The organism is Streptomyces sp. NPDC052107 (assembly GCF_040680215.1).
GTDB lineage: Bacteria > Actinomycetota > Actinomycetes > Streptomycetales > Streptomycetaceae > Streptomyces.
Map to the genome: position 1 here is coordinate 1 of NZ_JBFAWG010000127.1, position 14196 is coordinate 14196.

At 68.2% G+C, this 14196-nt stretch carries 9 protein-coding genes, 1 tRNA gene and 1 pseudogene; 4 read left to right on the top strand and 7 right to left on the bottom strand.

The window, feature by feature from the left end:
* Positions 1 to 142 precede the first annotated feature (142 nt).
* A tRNA-Met gene (locus AB0M27_RS43320) sits at positions 143 to 219 on the bottom strand.
* A gap of 49 nt (positions 220 to 268) precedes the next feature.
* On the bottom strand, positions 269 to 472 hold the full coding sequence (locus AB0M27_RS43325; RefSeq protein ID WP_365731001.1) for a cold-shock protein: 204 nt from the start codon (positions 470 to 472) through the stop codon (positions 269 to 271).
* A gap of 450 nt (positions 473 to 922) precedes the next feature.
* On the opposite strand from AB0M27_RS43325, the gene ligA reads away from it, so the two are divergent.
* Entirely contained in the window at positions 923 to 3013 is a 2091-nt protein-coding gene (gene ligA, locus AB0M27_RS43330) for an NAD-dependent DNA ligase LigA (protein WP_365731003.1), read from the top strand.
* Positions 3014 to 3322: 309 nt separating this feature from the next.
* Here ligA and AB0M27_RS43335 read toward each other — a convergent pair whose 3' ends face one another.
* Both AB0M27_RS43335 and AB0M27_RS43340 read right to left on the bottom strand, forming a co-directional pair.
* On the bottom strand, positions 3323 to 4066 hold the full coding sequence (locus tag AB0M27_RS43335) for an SOS response-associated peptidase (RefSeq protein WP_365731006.1): 744 nt from the start codon (positions 4064 to 4066) through the stop codon (positions 3323 to 3325).
* Between the two features lie 409 nt (positions 4067 to 4475).
* On the bottom strand, positions 4476 to 7256 hold the full coding sequence (locus AB0M27_RS43340) for an AAA family ATPase (protein WP_365731008.1): 2781 nt from the start codon (positions 7254 to 7256) through the stop codon (positions 4476 to 4478).
* A gap of 245 nt (positions 7257 to 7501) precedes the next feature.
* Between AB0M27_RS43340 and AB0M27_RS43345 the strand changes: the two genes are divergently transcribed.
* A complete protein-coding gene (locus AB0M27_RS43345; RefSeq protein WP_365731010.1) occupies positions 7502 to 8701 on the top strand; it encodes an epoxide hydrolase family protein in 1200 nt (399 codons plus the stop codon).
* A gap of 300 nt (positions 8702 to 9001) precedes the next feature.
* Here AB0M27_RS43345 and AB0M27_RS43350 read toward each other — a convergent pair whose 3' ends face one another.
* Positions 9002 to 9910, bottom strand: a complete 909-nt coding sequence (locus tag AB0M27_RS43350; protein WP_365731014.1) for an alpha/beta hydrolase — start codon at positions 9908 to 9910, stop codon at positions 9002 to 9004.
* Positions 9911 to 10571: 661 nt separating this feature from the next.
* On the opposite strand from AB0M27_RS43350, the gene AB0M27_RS43355 reads away from it, so the two are divergent.
* Complete coding sequence (locus AB0M27_RS43355) at positions 10572 to 12218, top strand: alpha/beta hydrolase (RefSeq protein ID WP_365731016.1); 1647 nt, start codon at positions 10572 to 10574, stop codon at positions 12216 to 12218.
* Positions 12219 to 12522: 304 nt separating this feature from the next.
* Positions 12523 to 13176, top strand: coding sequence for a class I SAM-dependent methyltransferase (locus tag AB0M27_RS43360; RefSeq protein ID WP_365731018.1), 654 nt, complete (start codon positions 12523 to 12525; stop codon positions 13174 to 13176).
* Positions 13177 to 13282: 106 nt separating this feature from the next.
* Here AB0M27_RS43360 and AB0M27_RS43365 read toward each other — a convergent pair.
* Together AB0M27_RS43365 and AB0M27_RS43370 are read right to left on the bottom strand one after the other, a co-directional pair.
* A pseudogene (locus tag AB0M27_RS43365) lies at positions 13283 to 13459 on the bottom strand (IS630 family transposase); the annotation flags it as partial.
* 289 nt (positions 13460 to 13748) lie between these two features.
* Positions 13749 to 14030: a group II intron maturase-specific domain-containing protein gene (locus AB0M27_RS43370; protein WP_365731020.1), complete on the bottom strand. Its 282-nt coding sequence runs from the start codon at positions 14028 to 14030 to the stop codon at positions 13749 to 13751.
* Positions 14031 to 14196 lie beyond the last annotated feature (166 nt).

The following is a 14196-nucleotide window of genomic DNA, read 5'->3' on the forward strand; positions in this document are numbered from 1 at the left end:
CGAGACGCTTCGCAGCCTTGGACAACCGCAGCAACTCCATGCACAGAACTATACGAGCACAACACCCGGGATAGCTAACGAAGTTGTTGAGCCTCTCCTCGTAGCAACGCAGAAGGGGCCCGCGCTTGCGGGCCCCTTCTTCTGGTAGCGGGGACAGGATTTGAACCTGCGACCTCTGGGTTATGAGCCCAGCGAGCTACCGAGCTGCTCCACCCCGCGTCGTTGATCCCACTCTACATGGTGGATCACGCGGGACTCGCCTCGGGCGTCAGCCGCCGCGGACTATGTTCTCGGCCTGGGGCCCCTTCTGGCCCTGTGTGACGTCGAAGGTGACGGTCTCTCCCTCAACCAGTTCCCGGTATCCGTTGCCGTTGATGTTGGAGTAGTGCGCGAAGACGTCCGGTCCGCCGTCCTGGGCGATGAACCCGAAGCCCTTCTCGGCGTTGAACCACTTCACAGTGCCGGTGGCCATACTGCTGTCCTTCGTTCTCGCTGGGAATCCCAGCCGGGTCAGATGGGGGCCTTTCAAAGCGAAGACGCCCGGCGTCCGTCCTACCCCGCTCGCAGCCCGGTTATCCGATCATCACCGCCGGCGAGCCGCTGCGCCGGCACCAACGCCGCGTACATCACCGATGCCGGTCTGGCCTGGCTGGTCAACCCCGGGTGGAGAGTGGCCATACGGACTGGACCCCGACGGTGCTCCCACACCTCCCTGGCAGTCATCGAGCAGGATCACTCATCCCTCTCTGCTTGATCGCTCCGGCGGCCATGGTGTCGCATGGGCTGGCAGCACGGCGACGGTGGGCCGTCGGCCCGCGGTGGCGACAGCCGGGGCGTTGACTGGGCCTTCGGCGTTCCGTCACCCCACGAGCCATCCTTCGTCGGCGGCCCGTTGTCAGTGGTGGACGGCAGGATGCCGAACATGACGACTTCTGCAGCAGTGATCAAGGATGCCGCCGCCTATGCACAAGCGGTCGAGGACGCCGGGCGTGCGGCTGCCGCCTACTACGCGGGTGGCACGTCGCCCCTGGACGATGACACCTACGACCGCCTGGTGCGCGGGATCGCTGCGTGGGAGGTAGAACATCCCGATCAAGTGCTGCCCGACTCCCCCACGGGCAAGGTCGCCGGCGGTGCGGCCGAGGGTGATGTGCCGCACATAGTGCCGATGCTCAGCCTGGACAACGTGTTCTCCGCGGAGGAATTCACCGCCTGGACGGTATCTCTGGGCAGGCGGATCGGCCGTGAGGTCACGCGGTTCAATGTGGGGCCGAAGCTGGACGGGCTGGCGGTCGCCGCTCGTTACAGCAGCGGCCGCCTCACCCAACTGATCACTCGCGGGGACGGGACGGCCGGAGAGGACGTCTCGCACGCGGTAGGCACCATAGAGGGGCTGCCCGCGACTCTGGCCGCGCCTGTCACCGTGGAGGTGCGCGGCGAAGTCCTCATGACCACTGCCCAGTTCGAGCACGCCAACGAGGTGCGCACGGCTCACGGCGGACAGCCGTTCGCCAATCCCCGCAACGCGGCCGCCGGCACACTGCGAGCCAGGGAGCGCGCCTACACGGTCCCGATGACCTTCTTCGGCTACGGCCTGCTTCCCATGCCCGACACCGACCCGGCTCTCGCCGAGCGGCTGAACACATCTGCGCACAGCGACCTGATGAAGCTGGCCGCCGACTTCGCAGTACACACCAGCGCCCAGACCGCCGTCCCGGACGAGGTCGCCCGGAACCCGGAGCAGGTCCTGGCCCGGGTGAGGGAGATCGCCGCTGCGCGTGCGGACCTGCCCTTCGGCATCGACGGCATCGTCATCAAGGCCGACCTCGCCGCTGACCAGCAGGCCGCCGGATCCGGATCGCGCGCACCGAGGTGGGCGATCGCTTACAAGCTGCCGGCCGTGGAGAAGATCACCCGGCTGCTGGAGGTGGAGTGGAACGTCGGCCGCACTGGGATCATCGCCCCGCGGGCCGTCCTCGAACCAGTCGTGATCGACGGCTCCACCATCACCTACGCCACCCTGCACAACCCGGCCGACATCACCCGTCGCGGTCTACTCCTGGGCGACCACGTCATGGTCCGCCGCGCCGGCGACGTCATCCCCCGCATCGAGGCCCCCGTCGCCCACCTGCGCACGGGTGACGAACGGCCCATCGCCTTTCCCGAGCTCTGCCCGCGCTGCGGGTCAGGCATCGACACGGGCGAGGAACGCTGGCGGTGTGCCCGGGGCCGCAACTGCCACCTGGTCGCCTCTCTCGCCTATGCCGCCGGCCGAGACCAGCTCGACATCGAGGGTCTGGGCCAAACCCGCATCGTCCAGCTCGTCGACGCGGGCCTGGTCACCGATCTCGCCGACCTGTTCACCCTGCAGCGCGACCAGCTGCTCGGCCTGGACCGGATGGGCGAAACCAGCACCGACAACCTCTTCGCCGGGATCGCCAAGGCCAAGGGACAGCCGCTGGCGCGTGTGCTGTGCGCGCTCGGCATCCGCGGCACCGGCCGCTCCATGTCCCGACGCATCGCCCGGCACTTCGCCACCATGGACCATGTTCGCGCCGCCGACGCCGAGGCGATGCAGCAGGTCGAGGGCATCGGTGCAGAGAAGGCCCCGTCGATCGTCGAGGAACTCGCAGAGCTCGCCCCGCTCATCGACAAACTCGCCGCTGCCGGCATCAATATGACCGAACCCGGCGCTACCCCGCCCTCGGCCGCCGAGACCGACCCCGGCAGCGACAGCATGGCTGACGGGCCGATCGACTCCGGCCCGCTGGCCCGCATGACAGTGGTCGTCACCGGCGCCATGACAGGAAACCTGGAACGGCTCACCCGCAACGAGATGAACGAACTCATCGAACGGGCCGGAGGGCGCTCCTCCTCCAGCGTCTCCAAGAAGACCAGCCTCGTCGTCGCCGGTGAAGGCGCCGGTTCCAAGCGGGCCAAGGCCGAACAGCTCGGTATCCGCCTCACCACCCCGGACGAGTTCGCCACCCTCGTTGCCGACCTCCTCAACTGAGCCGACCCAGGGCATTGCGCCGAATGCCTGCGGCGGCCAGATGGCGTTCCCAGTGATCGACTGCCCGTCCGCGCCTCCAGCACCGAGAGATGCTCGGCCTCGAGTCGTCCAGCGGGCCGCGACCGCACGACGCCCGCCGACACTGCTACGCCACATGAACGCTCCGGCAAGCACCGAGCCGGGCTTTCCCGCACAGTGAGGAGCGGAGCCTGTCCGGGACCCATCGCACGTCGTCCCGGACAGGCCACAAACAGTCAGACGTGAGCCGTCGTCATCCACCGAGAGGTCGGCCGCGGCGTTCGGCGGTCGCTACTGATTGGCCTCTTCGAGTAGCTGCGGGCCGTTGTTCCGGACGTTGTTGACGGCCATGGAGACGGGCCGGGCGTTCAGGTGGCCGCCCGCGGGCTGGTCGAGCAGGGCGCGCAGGTCGTCGGGGTCCTGGTGGCGGGGGTCGAGCCAGGCGTCGTAGTGGTCGGGGGTGAGTGCGAGCGGCATGCGGGGGTGCACCCGGCCGGCGGCGTCGGTGGCCTCGGTGGTGATGATGGTGCAGGTCATCAGCCAGGCCGTGGGATCGTCGTCGTGTCTGACCTGTGGGTTGCGCCAGTACTCGTACAGCCCTGCTAGGGCCATCACCTGGTGGTCCTCGGGGTGGATGAAGTACGGCTGCTTGCGGACCTTGTCGGTTGTCGGGTCCTTGGTCTGCTGCCACTCGTAGAAGCCGTCGGCCGGCAGCAGACAGCGACGCTTGATGAATGCGCGGCGGAAGGCGGGCTTCTCATGCACGGTCTCCACACGCGCGTTGATCAGCCGCGCGCCGACCTTCACGTCCTTCGCCCACGACGGCACCAGGCCCCAGCGCAACGGCCGTAGCTCCCTGCCCACCTGCTCGGCATCGCCTTTGTCGCGTGGAGTGCGCTCAAGCACGGCCCACACGTCGTCGGTCGGGGCGACGTTCCAGTTCGGTGCGAGCGTCTCTTCGGCGCGCCAGTCGGCTACCTGGAAGAGCTGGGCGAGGTCCTGCGGGCTGCGGGTGGAAACGTATCGGCCGCACATGCAGCCACTCTCCCACCATCCGCTCTCCCCGCCACGGGTGCCGGCTGCCGTGTCGAGTTGAGGAAGCCGATCGCAATGAAGCTGAGGCGGCCGGCACGGCACGGGCGCGGTGGCAGGCGCTCGCCGCCGAGCGCCTGCCACCACCCGCACACTCGCCCCTCCTGAACCGACGCAGCACGGCGACCGCCGTCACAGTGGCGCACCGCCGACAATCTGCCAGGGCGGCAGTCGCGAGCAGCAGCGTGCCGGATGTCGACGCAGCCTCCTGCGACATCCCGGTGCCGAGGCACGTGCCCAGGGCTGCCGGTGGGTGTCAGGACTAAAGGGCGTGCACCACAGCGACGTCTTTTGGGCGGGCGAGGATGTCAACAGGTTGCTGTGGTGGCGGTTGCTGACGAGGGCCCGCGGGTTAGGCCCCCGATGTCCCCGGTTTCGGAGGAGACAGCGCTGAGCGAAGGTGCCTGCGGGAACTCACGCCGAGCTTGGCGAATACGTTGCCGAGGTGCCACTCCACCGTGCGAGGGCTGATGAACAACTGGGCAGCGATTTCGGCGTTGGTGTGGTCTCCGGCCAGCCTGGCGATTTGGGCTTCCTGGCTGGTGAGTTCGGTGACGGCATCGACCGTTCGCTTGCGTACGGTTTCTCCCGTCGCCAGGAGCTCCCTGCGGGCGCGTTCGGCGAAGCCGTCAGCTCCGAACCGGCTGAATGCCTCGTAGGCGGACCGTAGCTGGGTACGGCTTTCCTGCCGGCGATTCTGGCGGCGCAGCCACTCGCCGTACAGCAGGCGGGCGCGGGCCAGTTGGGCGGCGATGCGGCAGTGTCCGAGACGCTCGATCGCCTCCCGGTAGAGCGTCTCGGCGGCCTGATTGTCGCTCAGCAACGCGCGCGAGCAGGCCGCCGTGCCCAAGGCCCACTCGGTGCCGGTCGCACGAGTGCGCTCGGTGAGATCGTCCAGTGCCGCCTCGCCGGACTCCGGCTGCCCGCTGCGGGCGGCCGCTTCGATGAGTTCGGCGAGCGCCCACCCGAAGAAGCCCAGGTCCTCGTACTGGCATGCGCGCGTCGCGGCTGCCAGCGCGGCGTCGTAGCGGCCGAGCCCGTTGTAGAGCAGTGCGGTCGCGTACTCGGCCAGGCTGAGAACGCGTCCCTCGCCCCTGGCACGCACTTCTTCGATGGTGGTCTCTATGAGGTCCAGTGCCGGGGTCGCCTGTCCTCGCCAGGCGGCGAGAACCAGTGATGTGTACATCATGGGTACGCCGCCCGCCGCCTCCGAGATCGCCGTGGCCTCGTCGATGAGAGCCGCAGCGGTGTCGAATTCGCCGGCGTGGACGTGGGAGAGCGCTTGGTAGGTCAGCGCCATCGGGAGGACGGTGAGCGCACCCGCTTCGCGGGCGAGGCTGACAGCACTCAGCGCCATCTCGTGCCACGCGTCGTCGTCCCACAGCTCTGGTGCGAGAGGCTCGGGTGCCACACGGAACGCGAGCCACAGCCAGCGCCTGTCCGCCTCCGTCGCACCGGTCTTCTGCTCCTGCCGGACGACGTGCATCGCATGCCTGAGGGCGGCAACGCCGGCGACGTAGCCATCAAGGATCCGTCCAGCAATGCTGTCCAGAAGAACGTCCACCATCCGCGGCGGCGTCCTCGCCGGCGGCCCGGCGCGAGCCGCCTCGGCCACCTCCCGCAGCCCTGGTCCTTCGCCCAGACGGCCGGCGAAGCTCGCAGCGCCGACCGTTTCCAGGAGGGTGTCGCGGGCAAGGGCGGCGTCAAGAGGTGTCAGCCGGTGTGCGGCATCGAGCAGCAGCCGGGGCGCTGGGCTGCCGCGTACCTGGGAGAACACCAGCCGGGCGCGCAGCCGCTCGAGTCGGGCACGCTGCAGGTCGTCGAGTGGGCCGGCTTCCGCGATGGCCAGCAGGGAGTGGGCCTGGTCGGCTTCACCTGCGTCGATGTGGGCCTGAGCGGCGGCCAGTGCACGGCCGACTCTGCGTGCGGCATCGGGAGTCAGTTCCGCCGCCTGCTGCAGGAATGAGGCCGCTGCAGCGATTCCTCCCCTGCCTTGAGCCCGACCGGCCGAGCGCTCCAGGTCAACGGCAATGCCCTCGTCAGGCCTGTCGGTGGCGTGAGCGCGGTGCCACGCCCTGCGATCAGGATCAAGGTGGGCATCGGTGGCATCGGCCAGCGCCCGGTGCGCCGCCCGGCGCCCCGGCGCGGACGCCCCCCGGTAGATAGCCGAGCGCACCAGGGGGTGGTGGAATCGCACCCTGGTACCGAACTCGACCAGTCCCGCAGCCTCGGCCGACACTGCGGCATCGACCGGTATCCCCTGCAGATCGGCTGCGCGCCACAACAGATCCGCGTCTCCGGTCGGCTCGGCCGCGGCAGTCAGCAAAAGGCGCCGGCTGTCTATCGGAAGCGATCGAAATTGCTGGTGAAAGGCGCTTTCGATGTGACTCGCCAGGGGGCGCCTGCCGGACAGCCAGAAGCCACCCGCCAGCTCGGCGGGTGCCAGCGCGTGTGGCAGCTGCAGCAGGGCCATCGGGTTGCCGTGCGTCTCGGCGACGATCCGGTCCCGTACCAGCGGGTCGAGTGGCACGCGGACCGCCGAGGCCAGCAGGGCACGCGCCTCGTGCTCAGTCAGGCCCTCGACGATCAACTCCGGCAGACCGGTCAGCTCACGACCGTCATCGGAATCCCGCAGGGCGAAGATCAAGGCTACCGATTCGGCCACCACCCGCCTGGCCACGAATGCCAGCACCTGCAGTGACTCCTCATCCAGCCACTGCGCATCATCAACGAGGCAGGCCAGCGGCCCGTCCTCGGCGGCGCCGGCCAGCAGACCGAGCACAGCCAGACCCACCAGGAACCGATTCGGTGCCTCACCCTCCTGTAGTCCGAATGCGACGGACAGTGCATCGCACTGCGGATCGGGCAGCTGGTGAAGCCTGCCCAGCAATGGCGCGCAAAACTGGTGAAGGCTCGCGAAGGGAAGCTCCATCTCCGACTCGATGCCCGCGATGCCAAGGGTGCGGAACCCGACGGCCCGGCCGGCCGCGTGGTCCAGCAACGCGGTCTTGCCGATCCCGGCTTCACCACGCAGGACCAGAACCGCACTGGTGCCCGCCCGCGCTGTGGCCAGTACTCGCTCCAGCGCCGCCAGCTCCTGGTCCCGGCCCCGTAGCGCGACCTGAGAATCCATGGACCGTACACCCATAGGTCGATCTTCCTGGAACGCATCTTTGACGAGCTTTGACGCGCTTTGCCTTTCTACCTTGACCGTATTCCCTTTTGGGCGCTTTCAGTAGTTGTACGGGAATCGACCCACCCCGGGGTCCGGCCACGGGGATACCCCGGGGGTTTCCCTGGGGCGACGCACGCAGACCTGGACGACTGTGGACGAGCCGGCGACAGAGGGTCGCCGACATTGCAAGGAGCCACCCCCACATGTCTGACACTTCCGCATCGACGACTGTCCGCCCGTTCACGTTCGAGTTCCCCGAGGCGGAGCTCCAGGACTTGCGTGCGCGCATCGAGGCGACGCGCTTCCCCGAGAAGGAAACCGTCGACGATCAGTCCCAGGGCACCCAGCTCGCCACCGTCAAGGAGCTGGCGCGCTACTGGGCGACCGAGTACGACTGGCGCAAGGTCGAGGCGCGGCTGAACTCCTACCCGCAGTTCATCACCGAGATCGACGGGCTGGACATCCATTTCATCCATGTCCGCTCGAAGCATGAGAACGCGCTGCCGGTGATCGTCACGCACGGCTGGCCGGGTTCGATCATCGAACAGCTCAAGATCATCGAGCCGCTCACGAACCCGACGGCCCACGGTGGTGACGCCTCGGACGCCTTCCACGTGGTGATCCCGTCGATGCCCGGCTACGGCTTCTCCGGCAAGCCGACCACGCCCGGCTGGGGCCCCGACCGCATCGCCCGCGCCTGGGGCGAGCTGATGAAGCGCCTCGGATACACCAAGTACGTCGCACAGGGCGGCGACTGGGGCGCGGTCGTCACCGACCTCATGGGCGTGCAGGAGCCCGAGGGCCTGGTCGGCATCCACACCAACATGCCCAAGGTGATTCCGCCCGCCATCGAGCAGGCCATCATCGCCGGCAACCCGCTGCCGTCCGACGTCGTCCTCGCCGACGGCGAGCAAAAGCACGCCGTCGAGCAGCTGGACTTCGTCTACCGGCACGTCTACTACGCCTACATGATGGCCTCGCGCCCGCAGTCCCTCACGGCACTCGCGGACTCCCCCGTCGGCCTGGCAGCCTTCCTGCTCGACCACGACAAGGCCAGCCTGGAGCTGATCACCCGGTCCTTCAACGGAGTGAGTGAGGGCCTGACACGGGACGACGTCCTGGACAACATCACGCTCTTCTGGCTGACGAACACGGCGATCTCCGCGGCCCGCCTCTACGCGGAGAACACGACTCCGTTCTTCGGTTCGAAGGGCGTCAAACTCCCGGTAGCCGTGAGCGTCTTCCCCGACGAGCTCTACCAGGCCCCCAAGAGCTGGTCGGAGCAGGCATACCCGAACCTCGTCCACTACAACAAGCTGCCCAAGGGCGGACACTTCGCCGCCTGGGAGCAGCCGGAGCTCTTCGTCGGGGAACTCCGCGCGGGCTTCAGGTCACTTCGATAGATGACCGTGTCCGGCCGCCTGCATAGGCGATAGTCGGAGGGGCGGCCGAATGTACTCGGCTCCGAGTCACTCGGCCGCCGCCGTCGCCGACTACCGGTCCGTCGTGGCGAATGCCGGGGGCTCCCATCCCGTACACCATCGCCCCAGGCAGAGCCGAGCAGACGCGGCCCCTGGCGTCCAGGTCGTTCGTACAGTGGCGCGCTCCACCTGGACGCCAGGAACCACGCCCGCTCCACGGTGTGTGGGTCGACGGCGTACGGGATGGAAGCTGGGGAGGGTGGTGGCTTGGGTGGGTCTGTTTCAGCGGCTGGTGCGCTGGAGGAACGCCGATAGCGTCTGCCGAAGTTGGGCGGAGAACGGGTGCGGCCTGCCGTACTCGGCCTCGTCCTTGGAGGTGTCCTCCTTGAGCACGTGGTTCACGCCGTTCAACTCGACGAACTCGGTCACCGCGTCAGGGCGGTTGCTGGCGGCATCGCGCAGCCGGGTGACGTCAGCACAGCGGACCTGGATGTCGTGGGTGCCGCAGGCGATGAAGATCGGAATCTGCCGAGGCACGCGTGCGGCCAGCTGGACCGGGGCGTGGGAATCGGCCTGCTGGAGGAAGCGGGCGTTCTGGGGCTGGAACAGGGGCTGGACCCCGGGGTCGAGCCCGGTAAGGGCTTGGCCGGTCGTCCGGATGGTGTGTATGGCCTTGTCCAAAGACTCATCGACGGCGGCGAGCTGCGCTTCGGTGGCGCCTTGAAGGACGGCGATCTCGTGCACCTGCTGGCGGAGCTGGTCAAGGTAGCGCATGGGCAGGGGCATGAGCAGGCCGAGGCTGTGGATCCGACTGCTGGGCTTGGTGGCTAGGACGAGCGCGATGAGTGCGCCTTCACTGTGCCCGATGACGGTGACACGGCCCGGGGCGATGCCTGGTCGCCGGCTCAGGAAGGCCAGTCCGTCGCTGGCCATCTTGGTATACAGGTCGAAGCCGACCTTGGTCAGGTCGGTATGCGGTCCCAGTCCGGTCATTCCAGTGTTGAGCTTGTCGTAGCGCAGCGAGGCGATGCCCCAGGTGGCCAGGAGGTCGTCAAGGTCTTTGAGAGTGCCGACGCGGCCGTCGATCAGGGTGCTGTCGCCGTTGCGGTCGGTGGGGCCGCTGCCGGCCAGGATCAACACCGCCGGTACCGGCGAGGCGGGCTGGACCGGCGCCCGAAGACTGCCGTGCACGGTCACCCCAACGCTAGGGAAGGTGACCTCCCGGTCGGTACCGATGGGTGCCGTGAAGACGCCGCCGACGGGTGCCCAGGAGGTGGCGGCAGGCGGTGTCGACGGGGGGGCTGGTGCCGCAGGCGGTCACCGCGGCCACGGAGAACGCCACCACCAGACAACGCACCCAGGTGACCACGTTCACCGGGGTCCCTCCTTCTCAGAGATCAGGCGCAGAGCAACCGCCGGGCTCGTGTACCGCCCCGGAGTTCGACCCCAAGACTGCGGACTCAGGTGGCTTGACTCTCCACATTCTGAGGTCGGTGCCCCGGCGCCGCACGTTCGGCGGGAGCCGGCCGAGCCGTCCGCCAACCGAGGAAAGCGCCCGCGAGGAGATACCGGCGTGGGTCGTAATGTCCGGCTGCTTCGTCCGCTGCCAGCACCACACCGACGGTATCTCACGCGCGGTCGAGACCGGCTCGACCAGACCACGCCTTCGCCACCCGTTCGGCCTCCAGTAGCTGCCCCTTGGAACACAGAAAGTAATAATATAATTACGGAGTGCGTTCATTTCGCTCCGCGAGGGACCAGGGCCGCGGGGCGCCCGGAACCAGATCCGAGATCACCCGACTGCGTCGTCCGACGCCCCGGATTCAATCGGCGCAAACAGAAGGACGTGGCGATGAACCCTGTCCGGCAATCCGGCCGAATACCGGCACGCGCTCTGCACGGCACCGTCGCGGTGCTGACCACGTGCGGTTTACTGCTCACCGTCTGTGCGACCATCGGTCCGGAACAGACAAGCGCGCGGCTGAGCCCGGTACACGCTCCGCAGGGAGCGGCCAACGCTGCCTCCACGGTCCCGGTGCCGCCGGGGCTGCAGCGCTACTACGGGCAGGAACTGCACTGGAAGACCTGCCCCGATGCGCCCGCATTGCAGTGCACGACCGTGAAAGCACCCCTGGACTACGCCCACCCGGACGCGGGCGACATCAACCTCGCAGCCGCCCGCAAGAAGGCCACCAGGACCGGCGCCACGAGGATGGGTTCGCTCCTGTTCAACTTCGGCGGCCCCGGTGTATCGGCCATCGATGCCCTCACCGCCGCCCCCGATAAGTACGCCTCCCTGAACGCGGCCTACGACCTGGTCGCCCTTGACCCCCGCGGTGTCGGCCACAGCACCCTGGTCGACTGCGGCACCGACACGTCCACGGCCACCGGCGAAACGGGCATGAGCAGCACGTCAACGGACGAGGACATCGATGAGGATGTCGCACTGTGGGCGGAGATCGCCGCCGCATGCGCCCGTCACGCCGGGCGGCTGTTGCCCCACGTCGGCACCCTGGACGCGGCTCGGGACATGGACCTGATGCGCGCACTCCTCGGTGACGAACAGCTGCACTACATCGGCTGGTCCTACGGCACTTACCTCGGGGCGAGCTACGCCGAACTGTTCCCCTCCCGCGTGGGTCGCATGGTGCTCGACGGAGCGGTCGACCCCTCACGCAACGCCGCCAGCTTCTACCTGAACCAGGCGCGGGGCTACCAGGTCGCCTGGGAGGCGTTCGCGGCCGACTGCGCCGCCCGCGACGACTGCCCGGTGGGGCACTCCGTCAAGGAGGCCGGCCACACCCTTGACTCCCTGGTCGCCCGGCTGGATCGCTCCCCCCTGCAGCAAGGCAAGGACATCATCGTCAATGGGCAATCGGTGCTCACCATAACCACTGTCCTGCTCAGGTATCCCCACTGGCCGGCGCTCCGCCAAATGCTCCGGGAGGTGCTGGCCGGTGACACCACCACGCTGCTGAAAGTCCTCGTCACTGCACTTCCCGGCAACCCGGGGGACCAGTCGGAGACAGCGGTCCACTGCCTGAGCTCCACCTTCGACGGCCGCTACACCGCCAACCAGACAAAGGCAGCTTTTGCCGAATTCGTCCGGGTGGCGCCTCAATTCGGGAAATCCTGGGTCTCGAATCTCACGTCGTGCACCTCATGGCCCGTCCCGGCCAACCAGACCGCGCATCCCATCACCGCGCCCGGTGCCGCACCGATTCTGGTCGTGGGCACCACGCGCGACCCCGCAACCCCGTACAACGACGCACAAGCACTCGCCCGCCAACTCCGGTCCGGCCGACTACTCACCTGGGACGGTGATGGTCACACCGCCTACGGACAAGGGAGCGCCTGCATCGACAACGCCGTCGACCACTACCTGCTCGACGGGCGTCTTCCAAGGGTCGGCACGATCTGTACTGACGCACCCGACAACGCGAACAAACCTGTGGGCACAGCGCCCGAAGCCCCCACACCCGCCGGAATGCGCCGATGACGCTGCACAGGAGATAGCGAAACTGCACACGCCCCCGACAGCGAGCAACATCGAACCGGTCACCTGGGCGAGCATGGCCGAACAGCTCCTGGCAGCCCGGATCTACGAATAGGCCACATGAGGTTGCAGGCCGGTCCGACAACTCCTCAAGCCCAATCGTCTGCGTTGTCCTCCGATCGAATCGACGCCCCACGCCATCCCTGGCCAACACCCCGACGGCTGGGGGTCGGCAGCGGTGGATGTCGCGCAGGTCAGCTGAAGGTCGTGCCATGGTCTGTCAGTTACCTGGTCTAGGGTCGCCCGCATGGCTGAGCCCTCCTTTCTGACCGCCGTCCGCGAGTCGTACGACACGGTCGCCGCCGATTACGTCGAACGCGTCGCGCCTCCAGCCGAGATGGACCCGCTGTCACGCGCGATGCTGGCGGGGTTTGCCGAACTGGTGCGGACGGCCGGTCTGGGGCCGGTCGCGGACCTGGGGTGCGGCCCCGGCCGCGTGACGGCGCACCTGGCCGGGCTGGGGGTGTCCGTCTTCGGCGTCGATCTGTCGCCGAAGATGGTCGGGCTGGCCCGGCACGCCTATCCGAACCTGCGGTTCACCGCGGGCTCGATGACCGCGCTGGAGATGAGGGACGACGAGCTCGGCGGCATCCTGGCCTGGTACTCCACTCACCACACGCCCCCGCAGTGGCTGCCGGATGTTTTCGCCGAGTTCCACCGCACGCTCGCGCCCGGCGGCTACCTGCTCTGGGGAGACTATGTCGGCAATGAGCGGCTGCAGCCGACCCACGGCTATGGCCGTCCGGTGTCCTACGAGTCGTACCTCCTGCCCCTGGACCGCATGGTCGACCTGCTGGACCAGACGGGACTCGTCGTCACCGCGAGACTGGAACAGGAGCCCGGCGGACGCGTGAACAGACCGCACGCCTGCCTCCTGGCGCGCAAGCCCGAAACGCCCTGACGGGGCTCGTTCCCGGGGTGAGGCCGCTCGGCTGGACCGCCGACGATCACGGGGCGGGCGGTCAGACCGCTGGGTTGATAGGGCGGCCGCCCCAGCGGATGCCTATCACGTCGCGGACTGTGTCCTCGTCCGCCTGCACGAGCCGCGCGATCACCGGCACGCTGTTCCCGCCCGCCGAGGCCAGCAGCATCATCGCCCGCCGGAACCGCACCGTGCTCGTACTGCCCCGACGCACGATCCGCTGCAGCTTCTGCCCCTCCTGCTCAGTCAGCCTGCGGACCATGACCGATCGCCTCGCCACGCTTGCGTTCGACGCCTACCAGGGCACCGGCGACGCAGAGGACATCGCTACACCCAGGCATTCCTGCCTGGATTGAAGATCTTCTACCGCACGGCAGCGCAGAACGGTCGGGCGGCGATCTTCACGGTCGATCAGTAGACCGGGGCCAGCTCAAGCCGGAACCCGGGGCCAACGCAAGCCGGCACACACTCCCGCGCGGCCTCCTCGTAGTCGGGGCGCCCGGGGGAATCTCACCCCGGGCTCCCACGGAACCGTACGTGACAGTCTCCCGTCATACGGCTCTTGTCGTTCTGGACCTCGCCCCTGCCGGGGCCGCCCAGGTCCAGTGAGCGAAGTACTTCGGGCGCAACGTGTGGCCTTGGGCCAGCCGTTGCAGGGCTTGTTTCATCCCGACCCGGTACTTCTTCTGAATCCACCGCAGCAAGTAGGTGTTGATGCGGTCGAACAGCGGATACAGCGCTGAGCGGTAGAAGCGCCCGTAGTAGTTCATCCATCCCCGAACCACCGGATTGACCGTCCGGGCCACGGCGCGCCGCGCGACGGTACTCAGCACCCGGTCGGAGGACTTTCGGACCGGGCTCTTCCTGTCGCCCCGGCCGCTGAGCCAGGGCCGTATCGCGACACGCCTTCCCACGTTCCGCACGGAAGCCGCAGACCGGGCTCGCGCCGCCTTCATGCCGGACACCGCCTGGCCAATAAGCGGTCACCCGCCAGGCTTG